Genomic DNA, 19,236 nt, shown 5'->3' on the forward strand with positions numbered 1-19,236 from the left:
ACTGACCCGTGGGTCTCAGAACCTCACCGTGAACCCGTGCGTCAGGCCCAGGAGGCGGAGAGTCGAGTGGCCGGGGATGCCGTCGGCGTCCGTTCCGTGGAAGCCGCAGCGACGCTGCCAGGCCGAGTAGGCAGCCTTGGTCTTCGTGCCGAAGGAGCCGTCCGCCCAGGGGGCGGCCAGGAGGCCCTCGGCCACCAGGGCCCGTTCCACGGGGAGGACGTCCGCGCGGTGCAGGGCCGAGCCCTGCGCGGCGGTCGGGTCCCTGCGGGCCGCGGCGATCACGTGGGACAGCTTCACGACGACGCCCGCGTCGGACGGGAGTTCGCCCGCCGCCAGCAGGGCGGTGCGCGAGACGGCGCCGGGATCCCAGTGGTCGTTGCCGGGGACGTTCGCGTGGCCGTAGTGACCGCCGGACGACAGCCATACGCTCCGGGACCGAGGGGCCGGCATGCCCGGTGAGGCGGCCAGGTCACCGGCCGGCCATCGGTCGGGGACGCCCCAGGAGCGGATCGCGGCGAGGAGCGCGGCGAAGCGCGGGCCCGGCTTCCAGTAGTCCGTGAACGGTCTGTTCGCGCGGGCCAGGACCTCGACCTGGACGCACACGCGTCCCGTCCGGTTGGTGCGCGTGGAGCCGTCGTTGCGCAGGGCGCGGGCACTGCGGTCCAGCGGCCCGAACTGGCCCAGGCGGTCGGTCGTGGGGTCGTACAGGAGATGCGGCTCGGCGTGGATGCTCATGAGGTACGCGCCGACCGACTCGAAGGCCGCGTCGCCGGCACCGCTCTCGGTGGTGTGCCACACGGCCCGGGCCGGTGCGTCAGGTGTGTCCATCGGTCCGCCGATGGTTCCGTCGCCGAGTCGCTCCGCCCCGGAGATCCAGCTGATGGTCATGAGCAACCTCCCCCTCTTGTCGGTCCGGAGGGCAGAGGCTGACGGGAGTGCCGTGCGAACCGCGTGTGAAGCACCTGCGGGGAAGGTGACGTTCACGTGCACCCATGCACGCATCTTGCGTTGAACCGACGTTTGTGGACTTCTGGAACACTCCGGCCCAACACTTCGGAAACCGGCGCAGCGTCGCGCCGGAGGGGGGATTCTCGATGACGGAGGACAAGGGATGGGACCTGCACGTCCTGGGAGGTCTGGATGTGCGGTGCGCGGGGCACGCCCTGCCCGTGGGAGGGGCGCGGCAGCGGGCGGTACTGGCCACCCTGCTCATGTCCCGGGGAAGATCGGTGCCGTTGGCCATGCTGGTGGACGCGGTCTGGGAAGGGCGGGAGCCGGCCAGCGCCGTCAACACGCTGCAGACCTACGTCTCACGGCTGCGGGCCGTCTTCGCCGCACCGGCCCAGGCTCCGGCGGCCGGGCCCTGCATACGGGGAGTCCCGGGCGGCTACCGGCTCGAGGTGCAACCGGATCAGGTCGACGCGCTGCGGTTCGAGCGGCTGCTGACCGCCGGCGGGCACGAACTCGCCGCGGGACGCGCGCAGTCGGCGCACGAGCTGCTGACGACGGGCCTCGCGCTGTGGCGGGGACCGGCGTACGGGGACCTGAACGCGCTCACCGCCGTCCAGGCGGAGGCGTGCAGGCTGGAGGACCTGCGGGTCCGGGCCGTCGAGCTGCTCGCGGAGGCGAACCTGACGCTGGGGCGGCCCGAGGCGGCCATCGCCGGTCTCCAGGGGCTCGCCCTGGCGTACCCGCTGCGTGAGGGAGTACTGGCCAGGCTCATGAGCGTGCTCCACCAGGCCGGGCGGCGGGCCGACGCGCTGGCGACCTACCGGGACGCCCGGCAGCGCATGATCCACGAGCTCGGCGTCGAGCCCGGGGCCGAGCTCAGCGGCGTACACCAGCGCATCCTCGGTCGTTAGCCGTCACCCCTCATCCCTTCGCATCACATGCCCTGCACGTGTTCTGCACGTTCTCTGCACAGTCACCGGTCCAGACTCGGCGGGCTCGTCGCCGGGACGCTCCCCGGCGGCCGGCCTGCCACGGACGGGGCCCGCGGGCGCCGCCGGAAGGGGGACATGAGGACATGGGGCTGCCGTTGGTGCTCTGCGGGCCCGTACTGCGCCGGGTGGACGCCGAGTCGGTGACCGTCTGGCTCGCGCTGCGCGAACCGCGCCGGGTGACGTTGACGGTGTACGCGGACGACGACACCGACGGCGCGGGTTCCGGCGAGCTGATGAGCGGCCACCGGGACACCGTGCGGCTGGCCGCGCGCTGCCACGTGGTCGCCGTCACGGCCCGCATGGAACAGGGCGCCGCCCTGGCCTGGGGCGAGATGTACCGGTACGACGTGCGGTTCGAGACGATGCCCGGGCAGGCGGCCGCTCCCACGCAGACGCTGTACTCGCCCGGCGCGGTGGCCGACACCAAGGAGGCCGCGCGTCACCGCCTCACCTACTGGGGGATTCCCGGTGCCCCCGCCCTGCCCAGCTTCACCACACCCCCGGACGACCTGAACAAGCTGCGTGTCCTGCACGCTTCCTGCCGGAAGCCGCACGGCGGCGGTGTCGACGGCATGGCCACGATCGACCAGATCCTCACCACCGACATCACCTCGCGCGAACGGCGCCCGCAGCAACTCTTCCTGACGGGCGACCAGATCTACGCCGATGACGTCGCCGACGTGCTGCTGCACGTCATCGGGGAGACCGCCACGGAACTCGGCGCCGTCGCCGAGGTGCTGCCGGGCGTTCCCCCGGGCGATCCGCGTCTCGCCCCGGGCAGCCGGCTCCCCCTGATCAAGGGCCCGGCCGGGCTCAACTCCGACGAGGGCCGCAGCCATCTGATGGCGTTCGCGGACTTCTGGGCCATGTACCTGCTGGCCTGGTCGGAAGTGCTCTGGCCGGAGACCTGGCCCGACTTCGCCACCGCCTGTCCGACCGCCGCCGCCCGACTGGCCGCGCTGCGCGCCGAGCAGGAACCGACCGCCGCCGAGAAGAAGGAGCTGGAGGAACTCGCCAAGGGCGAAAAGAAGTTCGGGGAGCAGCTCAAGGAGCTGGACTCGTTCCGGCGGACCCTGCCCGACGTCCGCCGGGCACTGGCCAACATCCCCAGCTTCATGATGATGGACGACCACGAGGTCACCGACGACTGGTACATCATGCGCCGCTGGGTGGACCGGGCGCTGCGTTCGCCCCTCGGCCGCCGGGTGATCCAGAACGGCCTGGCCGCCTACGCGGTCTGCCAGGCATGGGGCAACACCCCCGAGCGGTTCGACCCCGCGCGGGAGGGCGGGCAGCGCGGTGCCGAGCTGCTCACCGCACTGTCCACCTGGGACCGCCGGGCCGGGGGGACCGAGAACTGGCTGCAGAACCGGCTGAGCCTGCCGACGACCCAGCCCCTCGGCGCGGACGGCGTGCCCGCGCGCCACCCCGACGCGATGGACTGGCACTACACGATCGACTGGGCCAAGCACCGGGCGATCGTCCTCGACACCCGCACCTGGCGCGCCTACCCGCCGGGTCCCGACGACCCCGCCGCGCTCCTCTCGCCGCAGGGCCTGCTCCGGCAGATATCCGACCTCCCGGCGAACGCGGAGGAACCGCTCACCTTCCTGATCTCGCCCGCGCCCGTCGTCGGCAACCCGTTCATCGAGGAGTACCTCCAGCCGGTCCTCGCCAGGCTCCCCAAGAAGTCCGCGAACATCTTCACCTCGCCGGACGAGGAGGGTCACTGGGGCCGCCTCTTCGCCGACAGCGAGGCCTGGGGCACCAACGAGGACTCCTTCGAACGGCTGCTGGCCCGGTTGTTCACCCGGGGCAGCCCGTCCGCGCCGTCCCTGCGCCGCCGCCTGATCGTGCTGAGCGGGGACGTCCACTATGGGTTCGCCGCGACCCTGCGGTACGCCGGGGCTCGGCCGTACCTTCTCGAACGGGAGCAGCAAACCTACGGCGTACTGGTCCAGTTCACCTCCAGCTCCCTGAAGAACGAGGAGCTCAAGACCCTGGCCATGCACCACCAGCTGACCCGCGAGTTCGAGCGGCAGGCGGTGATGAACGCCGGGGTCCTGCCGACCACGGGCAAGGTCGGCTGGCGCAACCCCACCGGCGCCCTGATGGCCATCGGCACGAACGGCGCCGGTGTGTGGACGGTGAAGGGCTCCCCCGCGCTCGGCAAGGAGACCCTCGTCACGGTCCTCGTGAGGACCCCGGAGTGGCGTTACGGTCTGAAGTTCCTCAGCCACCGGGAAGCCGAGCCGTCCGACGCGCGGGCCCCGCTCCCCCGCCCCACCCGCCCCGTCCCCGGCAGCCGTACCGACGCGCTCGCCCAGCGGTCCATTGCGGCCCGTGACCACAGCGCCGGGTACTGGCTCTGGGGCAGCGGCAAGGACGTCGTCGGCGTCACCAACATCGGCGAGGTCGAGGTCGACTGGCGCCCCGGCGCCCCCAAGCAGGCCGTCCAGCACCTGTGGTGGCGGCCGAGGGCCGACAAGCCCGCCGGCCCGCTCACCCGGTACGTGGCCGACCTCGCGTACGCCGGCTTCCAGCCCGACCCACGCCACCTGGCCCTGCTCCTCGACCGGCTCGGCGGACCCGTCCCCGCCCAGGACGCCTGGGTGTACGTCCGGCCCGTCGGAGGGCTGCAGCCGCTGCTGCTGCGCACCCGCGAGCAGGGACTGCTGTACGAGGCGCCCCCGCAGTCGGCCGGTTCGCCCGACCCCTGGCGCTACGCGGTCCCGTACCGGCCCGAGCCCGGCCTCACCGCGGAGGTCGCGTACAGCTTCGGCGCCCATCCGCTGCCGCCGGACGTCCTCGCCGACGCGTCGCTCTACCAGCTCCGTACGGTGCCGAGCGGGCCGCCCGGCGACGACGAGCCGGTGGGGATCACCCTTCCGGACCGGACGCTGGCGCTCACCACACCTTCCGAGCTGTCGGTCTGGCCGCTGCTCCGGGAACCTCCGGCGGCGGACCACGCCACGCGCGGGCTGCCGCAGGGCGCGCAGCTGTGGACCGACCCGGGCGGCGTCGGCGGCACCCTCACCGTCACCGAGGGCGCCCCGGCCCCGGCAGGGCCCGCGCCGGTCAGCCGCGGGCTGCGCGTCGAGGGCACGGCGGGCCCGGGCGCCGTCGAGGTCCTGCTCCAGGTGCGCACCCTCGCGGGCGCGCGGGTGCCGCTCGTGGCGGAGAGCGACGGCTGGGTGCGGGCCGTCCTCGGCACCGACCAGGGCGGCCGTCGCAGCTTCCGGGCCGTGCTCCAGCCGGCGGCGGCCGATCCGCCGCTGGGCACCGTACGCATCTTCGTGGACGCCCCGGGTCTGCCGGTCGGCCACACGGACGCGTTCACCGTCCAACTGTGCGGCGTGCAGCTGGACCTGCGGACGGAGCCGCAGAGCGAACCGGCGCCGGCCGACGAGCGGATCGTGGTCGACTTCGGCACCTCGCCGCTGGCCGGCGCCCGCACGCTGGCCGGGGAGGCCCGCGCCCGGCGCATGGTGATCCATCCCCTCCAGAACCGGGTGCGCCCCATCGTGGACCTCGGCAACTACGTGCTCCGTCCGCAGATGCCGCTGTGGCTGGGCGAGGTGCAGCTGCTCGGGCTGGCGGCGGACGAGCTGACCGGTCTGCTCCAGCGGCGCTTCTTCCGCGCCCACGGGCTGTCCGGCGCTCCGCCGCGCAGCGACCGCCTGCGCCTGGAGTTCTCCTGGCGGCTCACGCTCGGCTGGGACGGCCCCGACATGAACGCCCGGGCGACCCCCGCAGAGCTGAATCCGGGGATCCACCACGCGTACCACCACGACTCCGGAAACGTCTCCTGCGCCGTGGAACTCGCCTACGGCTCCGACGGAGCGCTGCTCACTCCCGCCGGTGCCCGCCTGGTGCCCGGTCCGGGCGGCGAGCTCCCCGGAGCCTACCGGCCCGCCCCCGTCCCCGGGCCGCCGCCCAACGGCGAGCGGCACCTCCCGGAGGTGCGTCTGGGCCGGCCGCGCGGCTGGGGACGGCAGTCCGGCGCGCCCCGGTATCCGTCGCTGGTCATGGAGTTCGCCCCGCGTGTGGTCGAGGACGGGCGGGAGCTCGTACGGGGCGGGGACGGCGGGCTGAGCGTCGGATCGCTGACCGTCGACGGGCAGCCGCTGGACGGCGGGGACCCTCCGCTGCTGCGGCTGCCCGACTTCCGGGTGACCGGCACCAACCCGGCCGATCCCCAGGCCGTGGCCGCCCTGGTCGCCGAGCTGGTCGACCGCTACGTGGCGGCGTACGGCGGCGCGACACGGGTGCGGCTGCTGTCGAAGGAGTGCTGGCGGACCACCGTACTGAAGATCGTCACCGCCGAGAGCGGCCCCCCCGGCACCCAGCACTTCGAGACCCGCGCCTCCCATCGTGCGGCGCACGCGGGCGGGAGCTGGTTCTACGGCCGTGAGCAGGGCATGCCCCGGTTCGGCCCGCCGCACAGCTACGGCCTCGGTCAGCTGGACAACTCGCAGCGCGGCGGGGCCACCCCCGACGAGGTGTGGAACTTCCTGGAGAACCTGCGGGGCGTCGTCGAGACGGTGATGGGCGAGAAGGCCACCCGCGCCTACGAGCATCTGGGCGCCGCGCGGTTCCCCGACGACCGACGGCACCGGGCGATCTACCAGCGGGAGATCGTCCGCCGGTACAACGGCGGCTCCGAGTTCGCCGTCGTGGACGGGGTCTGGCAGATCAGCCCGAGCCTGGCGCCCACGGAGGACGGCAAGCCGAATCCCCGCCTCGCCTATCCCGACCGGGTCCTCGGCACGGTCGTCGAATACGCCAAGCCCTGGCCCATCGCCTTCACCGCGGACTACTTCCCACCCGAGACGGGGACCCCATGACCGAACCTCAGGGAGACAACGCGCAGGGATGGCTGCTCGAAGAGCTGACCGCCCTGCTGGCCCCGCTCGACCTCGCGGCCGTCAACCCGGGCCGCCGCAAGGAACTCCTCGACGAGCTCGGCTGGGACCTGGCCGCGGTCTCCGGCATGCCGGCGGAGGAGTTCACCCAGTGGCTGGCGGCCGTGGCGGAACTCGTCGGGCGCCTGGCCGAGCTGGCGAAGAACCCGCCGTCGAGCCTCGACGAGCTGAAGACCGCGCTCGAATCCGCCCGGGGCGCGTTCGACACGGTACGGAATCTGCCCCCGGCGCTGCGCTCGGGTCCGCGGCTGCCGCCCGCCGAGCTGCTCGCGGAGGACCTGGTCACCCATCTGACGGTCCGATTCCTGGAGACCCGGCACCCGCTCGGCTGTCTCGTTCTCGTCCTCCTCGGAGTGCTCACGCCCGCGGCGGACCGCCCCGCCGACCCGGCCTTCCCGGCCCCGCCGCTGCTGCCGGTCCGGCTGCCCCGGTCCCGGCCGCGACTCGACCTGACGCGGCTCACCGATCTGGTCTCCGATCCGGTGGGCACCCTGGCCGCGCTCTACTTCCCGGCCGGACTCGATTCGGCCGCCTCCGTGCGCGCGGGCACGGACCTGCTGTTCCCGCGTCTGAAGGCGCTGTTCGACCACCTCGGTCTGCCTGCGCTGTACGGGCTGCCGCCGGGCGCCGGTCCCGATCTCGGGGAGGTCGGCGCCGAGCTGGCCGCGGGCATGCTGACGCTGGGCCGGAGAACGCTGGTCGACGGGGTCGAGGTCCGCGCCGGCGCGACGATCGGCCTGGACTCCGCCGAGGAGGGCGGTCTCGGTCTGCTCGTCGTGCCCTCGGCGGCGGTGTCGCGGGAGTTCGACGCCGGCGGATGGCAGGTCGCCTTCCGGGCCGAGGCGGGCGAGCTGCCCTTCGCCCTCGGCCCGAGCGGCCTGACGCTCCCCGAGGGGGTCCACGGTGCCGTGTCGGCCTCCGTCACCGCGGAGCGTCCGGGGACGAAGGGACGCCCCGCCGTGCTGCTCGGCAGCGTCTCGGGGACGCGCCTGGAGATCGGCGGCATCCGGCTGAGCGCCGGTTTCCGGTTCGATTCCGACGGTGAGGAGAACGACGCCGAACTCTCCGTCGACTTCGACGACGCCGTCCTGGTCGTCGTCCCCGGCGACGACGCCGGCCCCCTCCAGCACCTCTTCCCCGAGGAGGGGCTGCGCATCGAGGCGGACCTCGGCCTGGGATGGTCGCTGCGCCGGGGCCTGACCCTGCGCGGCGGCGCGGGCCTCGACGTGACCCTGCCCGCCCACCTCTCGCTGCCCGGCCTGGACGTCGACGGTGTCCACATCTCCCTCACGGCCGGTACGGAAGGGCTCGCCCTGTCCGTGACCGCGGGCGCCGTGCTCCGCCTGGGCCCGGTCACCGCCGCCGCCGACCGCGTCGGCATCACCGCCCGCCTCGGCTTCCCCCGGGGCGGCGGCAACATCGGTCCCGCCGACGCCGACCTCGTCTTCCAGCCGCCGGCCGGCCTCGGGCTGGCCGTCCGCTCGGGACCGCTGACCGGCGGCGGCTACCTCTTCGCCGACCACGAGCGCCACCAGTACGCCGGTGTCCTGGAGCTCCGCTTCCAGTCCCTCGCCGTCAAGGCCGTCGGGCTGCTCAGCTCGACCCCGTACGGCTTCTCCCTCCTGGTGATCGTCTCGGCCGAGTTCCCCCCGCTCCAGATCGGCTTCGGTTTCACCCTGGACGGGGTCGGCGGGCTCCTCGGCATCAACCGGTCCACCGACCTCGAAGCCCTGCGGTCGGGGGTCCGCTCCGGCGGCCTGGACGCCGTCCTCTTCCCGCCCGACCCGGTGGGACGGGCGGCCGAGATCGTCTCGACCGTCGACAAGGCCTTCCCGGCGGCCGAGGGCCGCTACGTCTTCGGCCCGATGGCCCGGCTCGGCTGGGGCAGCCCCACCCTGCTCACCCTCGACCTGGCCCTCATCCTCGAACTGCCCAGCCCTGTCCGGCTGCTGGTCCTGGGCCGGCTGCGGATGGCCCTGCCCGACGAGCAGCACGCCGTGGTCCGGATCAACATGGACGTGCTCGGCGTGGTCGACTTCGATCGGCGCGAGGCGTCCGTCGACGCAAGCCTGTTCGACTCGCAGGTGGCGGGCTTCGCGCTCACCGGGGACATGGCCATGCGCGCCTCGTGGGGGTCGAGCCCCTCGTTCGCCCTCGCCGCGGGCGGCTTCAACCCGCGCTTCCAGCCGCCTCCCGGTTTCCCCGCCCTCAAGCGCATGACCATCGCCCTCGCGAGCGGCGACAATCCGCGCGTCCGACTGGAGTCGTATCTCGCCCTCACCTCCAACACCGTGCAGTTCGGCGGCCGGATGGAGGTCTACGCCAAGGTCTCCGGGTTCAGCATCTCCGGCATGCTCTCGCTCGACGCGCTGGTCTGCTTCGACCCCTTCGGCTTCACCGTCGACATCGGCGCGATGGTCGACGTCCGGGCCGGCGGCACCTCACTGCTCGCGGTGATGCTCTCCCTCACGGTCACCGGGCCGCGGCCCTGGCGGGTCACCGGCCAGGCCAAGTTCACCCTCCTCTTCTTCAAGGTCACCATCCCGGTCCGGCTCACCGTCGGCGACGCGCGGCCGTTGCCGCCGCCGCCCTCGGTGGGGGTCTCCGCCCTGCTGGCCGAGGCCTTCGCCGATCCGCGCAACTGGAGTGCCCAGCTGCCCTCCGAGGGGGCCGAGGCGGTCACCCTGCGCCGGATCGAGCCGCAGGCGGGCGAGGTCCTCGCCCACCCCCTGGGCACCGTGACCATCGTCCAGAAGACCGCCCCGCTCGGCGTGCGCGTCGACCGCTTCGGCAACGCGCCGGCCTCGGACCCCGGTGTCCACCGGGCCGTGGTCTCCCTCGGCGGCGCCGCCACCGCCGCGCCCGAGACCGTCACGGAGCTGTTCGCCCTCGGGCAGTTCCAGGAGATGACCGAGGAGCAGAAGCTCGCCGCCGCCTCCTTCACCCGGCTCCCGGCCGGCTACCGGTTCGGCGGCACCACCCGCCGGTTCGACCCGGAGGCGCCCGCCGCCTACGTGCCCGCGTACGAGGAACTGCTCGTCGACGACGTGCGCCGCCCGGCCGCCCGTACGGCCGTCGCTGCCCCGCTCACCGGCGCTGAACTCGGCCTCCTCGCCCGTGCCGGCTCCGCCGGGCGGGCCCCGATCCGCTCCGCGGGCACCGCCGGCTACCGGCCGCGCACCGCCCGGCCCCTCATCACCCTGGTGGACGCATGACAGCCCGACTCACCTTCCTGGCCTGGGTCCGCGAAGGACTGGCCGCGCAGACCACCACGGCGGACCCGTTGTCCGGACCGCTGCCCCAGAACGCCACCGTGCACGCCCGGGTGCGGGTCGACGAGCAGCCGCAGACCGGGATCGACCTGCGTCTGTACGGCCCCGGGGCCGTCACCGGCATCGACCGCCGGCAGGTGATCCGCAGCGAGCCTCCGCAGGGCACCGGCCGGTTCGAGCCCAACCACCTCGTGTGCGTCGAGTTCGACGAGCCGGGCCTGCCCTGGGAGTTCACCCCGGCCGCGCCTGACGCCCAGGGCCGACTGCGTCCCTGGCTGGTGCTCGTCGTCGTCCCCGCCGACCGCGCCGTCCTGGCCCCGGGCAGCCCTCTGCCCACGGTCGACATCAAGGACGCCGACCTGCCGGATCTGGCCGAGTCCTGGGCCTGGGCGCACGCCCAGGTGGCGACCGTCGGCGAGGAGTCCGTCGCGGACGCGCTCGCCGGTCTTCCCGAACGAACCCTGTCCCGGCTGGTGTGTCCGACCCGGCTGCGGCCCGGCACCCGCTATCTCGCCACCGTGGTCCCGGCCTTCGACGCCGGTGCGCGGGCCGGTCTCGGCACCGTACAGGCCGACGGGAGCGCACCTCTGCGCCCGGCGTGGGAGAGCGGGGCCCGGCACGCCTACCTGCCGGTTTACCACCACTGGGAGTTCGCCACCGGCCCGGAGGGCGACTTCGAGGCGCTGGCCCGCCGCATCCAGCCCGCCGGACTGCCGCAGGCGAGCACGCTCGGCCCCCTGGAGCTCGGCCCCGAGGGAGTCCCCGGACTGCCGGACGCGACGCCGACCGTCACCCTGTCCCGGGGCGGCGCCCTGCGCCCGCCGGGCAGCACCCCGACGCCCTGGCCCGAGCCCTCCCGCCAGGCGTACGAGCAGCTCATCACCCGGCTGACCGGGCACCCCGCCGACCGGCTCGGTCCGCCCCTGTACGGCGCGGTGCAGGCCGCCGCCGACACCGTGGAGCAGGCTCCCTCGTGGGTGCGCGAACTCGCCCTGGATCCGCGCCACCGCGTGGCCGCCGCCCTCGGCGCCCAGGTCGTCCGCGACCAGCAGGAGGAGCTCATGGCGGCGGCCTGGGAGCAGGCGGCCGACGCGCAGCGGGCCAACCAGGCCCTGCGGCAGACCCAGCTGGCGAGGGAGCTGAGCCTGTCCCAGTACAGGCGCAGGTTCGCCGGGCGGCCCTCGGGGGCGCGGGCGGGAGCCGCCGCGAGCGCCGCCTTCGGGGTCACACGGCTGCTCCAGCTCAGCGGTCCCGTCCTCGACCAGATCGATCTGCCCGGCGGCCGGGGCAGCGCCGCGGACGCCTGGAAGGACAACAGCACCGTCGGGGCGACCCTGTCGACGCCGTTCCGGCGCGCCACCCGCACGACCGGGCCGCTCGGCCGGCGCCTCGGCGGGGCGCAGGCGTCCGTCGCCGAGGCGGTGGCCTCGGGTGCCGCCACGGCGACCCCGCCGCCCGCCCCGCCCGACGGCACCGTGCGCTTCGACGACGTGGCGGGGTCCCGGGTCCGGCTCGACCTCGTGGACCCCGACGGCCTGGGACGGGCTCCCCGCTGGTGGGACCCCGTCCCGCCGCAGGTCGCGGCTGCGGCGGAGGCGGCGGCCGAGACGGAGCGGGCGGCGGAGAACCGGACCGAGGAGGCGGGCACGGCGGAGGCCACGGCCGTGCCGTCCGCAACCATCCCCATCCCGAGCGCGACCCCGATGAACGCCCGCCTCTACGACGACAACACGCTGTTCGTCGGCGGCCAGGACCACAAGCTGTACGCGCTGGCCCACGACGGCGCGGAATGGCGCTGGCAGCACCACTGGGACGACACCGGCGGGCGCGCGTATGCGCCGCTCGGCCGGGTGACCCGTACCTCGTCGATGATGCTCTACGACGCCTACGGCATCACCGAGCGGCGCTGGAACGGCGACCAGTGGGCGTGGCTCACCAAGGCGAGCGGCCGGATGACCTCCCTGGGCGGCAGCCTCGTGATGCGCCAAGGGCGTTCGGTCATCGGCTGGGTGTGGACGGGCATGTCCGGGAACCTGTTCGGCGAGGCCCGCCGGACCCTGCGTTCCTGGGAGTGGACGACCCAGTCCCCGGGCAGCCGGCTGTATTACTTCTCCGGGGGTTTCGGTGCGCCGCAGCGGAACGAGACCCGCTGCTGGGTGCTGGGCGGCACGGCCCAGGCCACCGCGCTGTGGCAGTTCGACTGGGTGTACCGGCCCGGCGGGTCGCGCTGGGAGTGGAAGGAACACGGCGCGCCGCCGAACGCCCTGGTCCAGGACCTCGGCCCTTCCGTGGACGACAACAAGCTGTTCCTGACCACCCGCGACGGGCGGCTCTTCGAGCGGTACTACTCCAACTGGACGTGGTTCTGGGTGGATCACGGCACCCCGCCCGGCACGACCTGCCGGAACATCCTCGGCGGGGCGTCCGGCTCCCCGGACGTCTTCGTCTCCGGCGCCAACGGGCGGCTCTACCAGCGCACCTGGACCGGCGGCTCGTGGCAGTGGCGCGAGCCCGGTCTGCCGCCGGGGTACGGCGCGGTGCGGCCGATCGCCTGGATGCCGTCCCGGCGTACCGTCTTCGTCGCCACCGCCGACTCCCCGTACGGCGAGCGCCTGTGGTCGGCCTCCGAGTCGAACGGCGTGTGGACCTGGGTGGCCAACCACGGGGTCCCGGCCGACCAGCGGGGCAAGGGAGGCTACCGGGACGAGCCCGTCGCCCGACCGGAGTGGAAGCTGCCGCTCGGATTCATGTCGGACCTGGTCGTGGCCGGGATCGGCAACCCGCAGGGCGAGAACGCGATCCACCACCGGGTCGGCCGCGACCTGGGGTTCGCGGGTGAGGTACGCGGGGGCTGGGCGGCGCGTCAGACCAAGCCGGGCTGGACCGGCGGCGAGAGCCAGGGTCTCGGCATCGCCGTGGGCCAGGTCACCGCTGCGGGGCGGCCCGACCTGGTGGCCGCGTGGATCGACAATCCCACGGGCCCCAACCGGCTGTACTACCAGCTCGGTCGCGAGCTCGACCGCGACGGCGCGGTCACCGGCGGCTGGAGCGCGACCCGTGCGGCGCCGATCCCGGTGAACGACGCCGTGTACGGGGCCGACGCCGCCCTCGCCGATCTCGACGGGGACGGCCGGCCCGAGCTGGTCGTGGCCTACGCGACCCCCAAGGGCCTCTACTACCGCATCGGCTGGGGCCTGGACACCGACGGCAAGGTCACCCGCGGCTGGACCGACTCCCTCCGTGTCCCCTGGAGCGGCGGCCCCGTCAGCGCCGTCGGCATGGCCCTCGCCGACACCAACGACGACGGCCTCCCCGACCTCGTGGTGGCGCTCGCCAGGCCCGAGGGCGCCACCTCCCGCGTCCAGTACACGGTGGGGCGCCGGATCAACGCGCGCGGTCTGCCCGCGGGCGGCTGGACCTCCTGGCGGCCGGTCGGCGGTGGCCCCGTGCCGTCCGGCCTGTGCGGGCTGGGTCTCGCGGTCACCGACATCACCGGGTCCCGGTACGCCGACCTGATCGTGCTGCATCTGCACGACGGGCCGGGGGAAACCCCCGACCAGGCGTTCTTCCGGCTCGGCGAGGACTTCGACCGGATCGGCGGCGGCGGACGGCAGTGGACCGCGTCACGGCCGGTCCCCGACTGGCCGGATCCGTACAGCCAGGGCACGGCCGTGGCCGTCGCCGACCTGGACCCGGCGCTCACCGACCGTCGCAAGCGCATGGGCGACGCCTTCATCGAGGCCGCCGTCCGTCACCAGAAGCGCGTGCTCGCCGCGATGGACCTGCCGCAGGGCGAGCGGCCCAGGCCCGTGGACCGGCTTCCGGACGTGGCCCAGCAGGTCCGGGGCGGGCTCGACCCGACCGCCGCCATCACCTCGTCACTGGCCGCCCGGCTCTCCGTACCGCTCGCGCCGCCCGCGGCCGGCCTCGCGGCCGCCGCGGCGCCCGACCCGCTGCGGCAGCTGTCCGTCACGCCCCGCTTCGACCGGCCCATGTACGAGGCCCTGCGGGACCTCGGGCAGGAGCTGCTGCTGCCCGGCGTCTCGGCGGTTCCGCCGGACTCGGCGGTGCTCCTGGAGCCGGACCCCGTCTTCATCGAGGCGTTCCTGACCGGCCTGAACCACGAGATGAGCCGCGAGCTGCTGTGGCGCCGCTATCCGACCGATCCGCGCGCCACCTTCTTCCACCGGTTCTGGGACAACCACGAGGTGCCGGGCGCGGGACCCGACATCGGGCCGCTCGCCGACTGGTCCCCGGCCGGGCCGCTGGGCAGCCACGGCTCGTACGGCGCCGACTGCCTGGTCCTGGTGCTGCGCGGCGAGCTGCTGCGCCGCTACCCGGGCACCTCCGTGCACCTGCGGCGGGCGATCCGGGAGGAGGGGACCGGGCGGCGCGTGCCGGGGACCGAGACCCGGCCGCCCCGGTTCTCCGGCCGGATGGAGCCGGACCTGTGGTTCTTCGGCCTGCCGGTGCGGGAGGCCGACGCCCGCGGCGGCGGGGAGGACCCCGGCTGGTACGTGGTCCTGGAACAGCCGCCCACCGACCTCCGGTTCGGGCTCGACGACCCCGCGGGCCCCGGTGGCGCGCCGACGTCCTGGGCCGACCTGCACTGGGGGAACCTGGCGCCCGACTCGGCCGCCGCCGAGCGGCTGCGGCACGTCCCGGCCACCTCGGTGCTGTCCACCCTGCGCCTCGACGGCCTCGAATGGGGGCGCAACAGCGCCCACTTGGCCCGCATTCTGCTGCGGCGGCCCTTCCGGGTGATCCGGCACGCCTCCGCCCTGCTGCCCCAGCGACCCGCCGCACTCCGTGAGGACCCGCGATGACCCCCGCACCCGATGTGACCTGGCCGCTGCCGGCCCAGTGGCCACTGGCCCTGCTGCCGGTCCGTCTCGAGACCCGCTTCACCGACACCCACCTGCTGGTCCGGGTGCTGCCCGACACCGTCCACGTGGACGCCCACGAGCCGCGCCTCACGTCCGAGGAGCGGTCCTGGGGCGGCGACTACTGGGACGCGCCGGGCGCCGAACCGTGGCGGCTGCTGTGCGAACTCGCCGGTGCGGAGCGGGCCGTCTGGATCGCCCGGGTCACCGAGCCCTACCTCGACGGCACCACCTGGAAGCGGCCCGTGCCCGCTCCCCGAGACCTCGACGAGGACTGGACCCGGCCCGCGCTCGCCCGGGCCCTGCCCACCCGCTGGTACGCCACCGCCCGCCGGGGCGCCGAGACCGCCTACGGCAGGTCGCCGGAGCGCACCGCCACCCCGCAGGTCGGACCCGACCCGCGCCTCGACCTGGCCGGAACCGAGCCGGAGACGCCGCCCACGGGCCCCGGCATGCGCTGGCTGACCGACTTCGACGCCGCCGTCGACGCCGGCATGGCGCTGCGCGTGGAGCTCTCCCCCGCGATGCGCAGGGACGGGGCCGTCGACCGGCTGGTCGTGTACGGCGTGGACGAGCGGTCCGACGCCGACGCGGGGGCCCGCACCCTCGGCAGGCTGTTCGACGCCCACTTCCACTCCCACGGCCTCGGTTTCGTTCCGCCCGGCACCCCCACCAACAACACGCCCGACGCCCGTTCCGGCTACGACCCGCGCGACCCGGCCGCCGTCGCCGACCTGCGGGTACGCGGCGCCGAGGACTCCGAACCGGCGGACCTCGACAGCAACGCCCGGGCCACGGCTCTGGCGCTGGGCGTGCGGCTGCGCGCTCAGGTCGGCGACGACCTGCACGACGCCCGGGGCGGGGCACCCTCGGCATCGCCCACCGCGCTCGCCCGGGCCCGGCACGCCGCCGAGCCGCAGGCGGCCGACGGCCGGCACATGAACACCGCCACCTGGTCGGCGAGCTGGGGCTACTACCTCAGCCAGCTCCTGGACGGCGTGCTGGACGAGGACGACCTCGCCTTCACCCGCCGCCATTTCGTCGACCACGTCCGCGCCGCCGGACCGCTGCCCGCTCTGCGCGTCGGTGACCAGCCGTACGGAGTGCTCCCCGTCCTCGCCTCACGCCGCCCCTGGGGCGCGCCGGGCCGGCAGCGGAAGCTGTGGGAGGTCCTCGACCACCTGCGCACGGCCCACTGGCGGCCGCAGGCGGAAAATCCGCAGGCCGTGCCCCGGATCAGGCGGGACGATCCGGATCCGGACCAGACGATGCTGCGGATCCTCGCCATGGAGCCGGTGACCGCCGAATGGCGGGCCCGTTCGATGCTCGGCCTGGAGTACGTCACGCACCTGTGGCGGTTCGGAAGCCTGCGGATGCGCGGCGGGTGGCGGGCCGACGACGCCTTCCTGCACGACGGGGTGCTGGCCGCCCTCGGCATCCGTACCGAACCCCGGGTCTCCCGGGCCACGTTCGCCGACGAGGCGCACCTGGTGACCGGTCCGTACGCCGCCGAGACCGGCGTCCTCGAAGCCCTCCTCGAGCGGGACTACGACTGGAACGAGCTGCGCTGGTGGATCGAGGACGACCCGGCCGGCACGCCGCTGGTGGCGATGGTCCTCAACCAGGCCGCGCTCGGCGAGTGGGTCACCGCCGCCCGCCGCTGGCAGCGGCTGCACGCGCCCCTGCCCTCGTACCTGGAGCCGGAGCTGATCGACGTCCGGCCCAACACCTACGGCCGTCCCGAGCTGGAGAGCTGGCCGTTCACCCGGCAGCTGACCCGGACGGTGACGGTGGGCGGCACCACCCGGACGGTCGACGCGCATCTGCGGGCGCTGCCCGCCGCCGACCCCTCGGTGCGTGACGTGCACGAGTTCCGTGCCGCCGTCACCCACTTCACCCGGCGGCCGCCGCAGACGGCGCTGCGGCAGTTCGCCGGTTCGCTCGACCTCGCCTCGCACCGTCTGGACGCCTGGTTCACCTCGCTGGCCACCCAGCGCCTGTCCGAGCTGCGGGCCGTCCGGCCCTCCGGGGTCCTGCTCGGCGGCTACGGCTGGCTCCAGGACATCCGGCGCGCCCAGCCGGTGATCGTGCCCGGCACGGACCCCACGAAGCCCGGCTACCGGCCGGTGCCCGGCGAGGAGGGCCTCCTGTACGAGGGGGCCGCGGACGCGGGTCACATCCACGCGCCGTCCACGGCGCAGGCGGTCACCGCGGCGGTGCTGCGCAACGGCTACCGCAGCCACCCGCGAGGCCAGGGCGCCAATCCCCTCGCGGTGGACCTGAGCGCCGACCGCCTCCGGCAGGCCGAGTGGCTCCTCGACGGCGTCCGGCAGGGCCAGCCTCTCGGGGCCCTGCTCGGCTACCGCTTCGAGCGCCGCCTCCAGGAACACCCGCTCCGCCCGGGCCTCGAGGGGTGCCTCACCGCACTGCGCCGACAGGCCCCCGTCACCACCACCGGACACGCTCCGGACGAGGGCGCCCGCGAGGTCGTCTCCCCGCACGGGGTGGTGGACGGCCTCGTCCTGCACCACAAGTACGCGGCGGGCACCCTTGTGCTGCCCACGCTGCCCACGGCCGAGCACGAGGCCCTCACCGGGCTGCTCGACTCGCTCGGCGAGCTGATCGACGCCGTCTCCGACGCCCTGCTCGCCGAGAGCGTCCACCACGCCGTCCAGGGCAGTCCCCTGCGCGCCGGTGCCACCGTGGACGCACTGTCCCGGGGGACCGTCCCCCCGCCCGAGCTGGAGTTCGCGCGCACTCCGCGCACCGGGACGGCCCTCACCCACCGGGTGGCGCTGCTCGGCAACGCGGGGGCGCCGGCCGCCGAGGAGTGGCCGGTCACCGACCGGCAGCTGCGGGCGGCGGCCGAGCCCGCCCTCAACGGCATCGTCGGCGGGCTCCTTCCCCGACCGGCCGAGGTCCACTGCGAGGTCCGCTGGGAGGACGGCACGCTGCGCACCGTCGACCTCACCGCCCTGCGCTGCTCGCCGCTGGACTACCTGGCCCTCGCCGACCGGCCCGAGGAGCTGTACCAGCGTGTCCTGGGCAGTGCCGAACCCCGGGACGGGCGGCGCCCCGTGGAGGTGACCGGCACCGTCGAGCGCCCGGACGGGGCGGTGTCCCTGGCCGAGTTCGTCGAGTGCCTGGGCGCCGTCCGCTCCCTGGTCGGCGGGGCCCGCGCGCTCGGCCCGGCCGATCTGCGAATCGCCGGTACGGAGGAGGCCGCCGGTTTCGACGTGTCCGACCTGGAGCGCCGGGCGGACGCCGCGTCCGCCGCGCTCGCCGACGTCGACAGCGCCCTGAACGGCGACCCGGATCTCGCGGTGGAGCTGGACCGGGCCGCCAACCTGGGGGTGATCGGCGCCTATTGCCCGCCGGACGCGGATGCGGACCGGCTCGCGACCGCGGTCACGGCCGTCCTGGCGGAGCTCGCCCGGCGCCGCCAGGCACTCGCCGCGCTCGCCGAGGGCTTCGACCGGGCGGCCGCCACGCCGGCCGCCCGCGTCGAGCACGACACGGCGCGGATGACCGCCGTGTTCGGCCCCGGGACGCGCGTGCTGCCCGGCTTCCTGGCCGGCTCCTCCGACACGCTGCGGACCGCCCTCGCGGAGAGCACGGCCACGCAGGGCGGCGACCCGCACGCGGTGCGGACCTGGCTCACCCGGGCCGCCCGTGTCCGCCCCGGACTCGACCGGTACGAGCAGGCCGTCGGTTACGCCGACGCGCTGCGCGGAACCCCGCGGAAGGCTCCGCTGGTGGTGCAGCTCCCGTACACACCGGGCGAGCGCTGGGTGGGGCTCCCGGGCGACGGCGCCGGGGCGAAGCCGCGCACCGGCCTCGTCCTCGACACCGCGCCCGGACTCGACACCTCCCGCCCGTTGTGCGGCCTCGTGATCGACGAGTGGACGGAGGTGCTGCCGAACGCCGAGGAGACCACCGCCATCGCCTATCACGCCGAGACCCCCGGCCAGTCGGCCCCTCAGGCGATCCTGCTGGCGGTCGCCCCGGCCGGAACCCCGCAGTGGGGCTCCACCCTCCTGGAGGAGACCCTGCTCGACACCCTGGACCTCGCCCACGTCCGCGCCGTGGACATCGAGGCGCTCAGCGGCGTCGGGCAGTTCCTGCCCGCGCTGTCCTTCCCCCTCAACCGTGACGGCGAGACCGCCTCCACCGACTTCTCCCGCCTGGGCGTACGAGACTGACCGAAGGACGG

General features: G+C 74.7%; 6 protein-coding genes. 5 read left to right on the plus strand and 1 reads right to left on the minus strand.

What is annotated here, in order from left to right; all coding sequences use genetic code 11:
* Positions 1-15 precede the first annotated feature (15 nt).
* A complete protein-coding gene (locus ACH499_RS17260) occupies positions 16-888 on the minus strand; it encodes a peptidoglycan-binding protein (protein WP_399016599.1) in 873 nt (290 codons plus the stop codon).
* 206 nt (positions 889-1,094) lie between these two features.
* On the opposite strand from ACH499_RS17260, the gene ACH499_RS17265 reads away from it, so the two are divergent.
* From ACH499_RS17265 to ACH499_RS17285, 5 genes are all read left to right on the plus strand, one after another.
* The gene (locus ACH499_RS17265; protein WP_399016601.1) at positions 1,095-1,862 is read left to right on the plus strand and encodes a BTAD domain-containing putative transcriptional regulator; all 768 of its coding nucleotides are present in this window, start codon (positions 1,095-1,097) and stop codon (positions 1,860-1,862) included.
* 164 nt (positions 1,863-2,026) lie between these two features.
* Entirely contained in the window at positions 2,027-6,790 is a 4,764-nt protein-coding gene (locus tag ACH499_RS17270) for a hypothetical protein (protein ID WP_399016603.1), read from the plus strand.
* A complete protein-coding gene (locus ACH499_RS17275) occupies positions 6,787-10,083 on the plus strand; it encodes a DUF6603 domain-containing protein (RefSeq protein ID WP_399016605.1) in 3,297 nt (1,098 codons plus the stop codon). The genes ACH499_RS17270 and ACH499_RS17275 overlap by 4 nt, the downstream gene beginning before the upstream one ends.
* Positions 10,080-14,966, plus strand: coding sequence for a hypothetical protein (locus ACH499_RS17280; protein ID WP_399016607.1), 4,887 nt, complete (start codon positions 10,080-10,082; stop codon positions 14,964-14,966). Before ACH499_RS17275 ends, ACH499_RS17280 begins: the two co-directional genes overlap by 4 nt.
* The gene (locus tag ACH499_RS17285) at positions 14,963-19,225 is read left to right on the plus strand and encodes a hypothetical protein (RefSeq protein ID WP_399016609.1); all 4,263 of its coding nucleotides are present in this window, start codon (positions 14,963-14,965) and stop codon (positions 19,223-19,225) included. The genes ACH499_RS17280 and ACH499_RS17285 overlap by 4 nt, the downstream gene beginning before the upstream one ends.
* Positions 19,226-19,236 lie beyond the last annotated feature (11 nt).

The sequence above is a fragment of the Streptomyces sp. NPDC018947 genome (assembly GCF_044390505.1).
Taxonomy (GTDB): domain Bacteria; phylum Actinomycetota; class Actinomycetes; order Streptomycetales; family Streptomycetaceae; genus Streptomyces.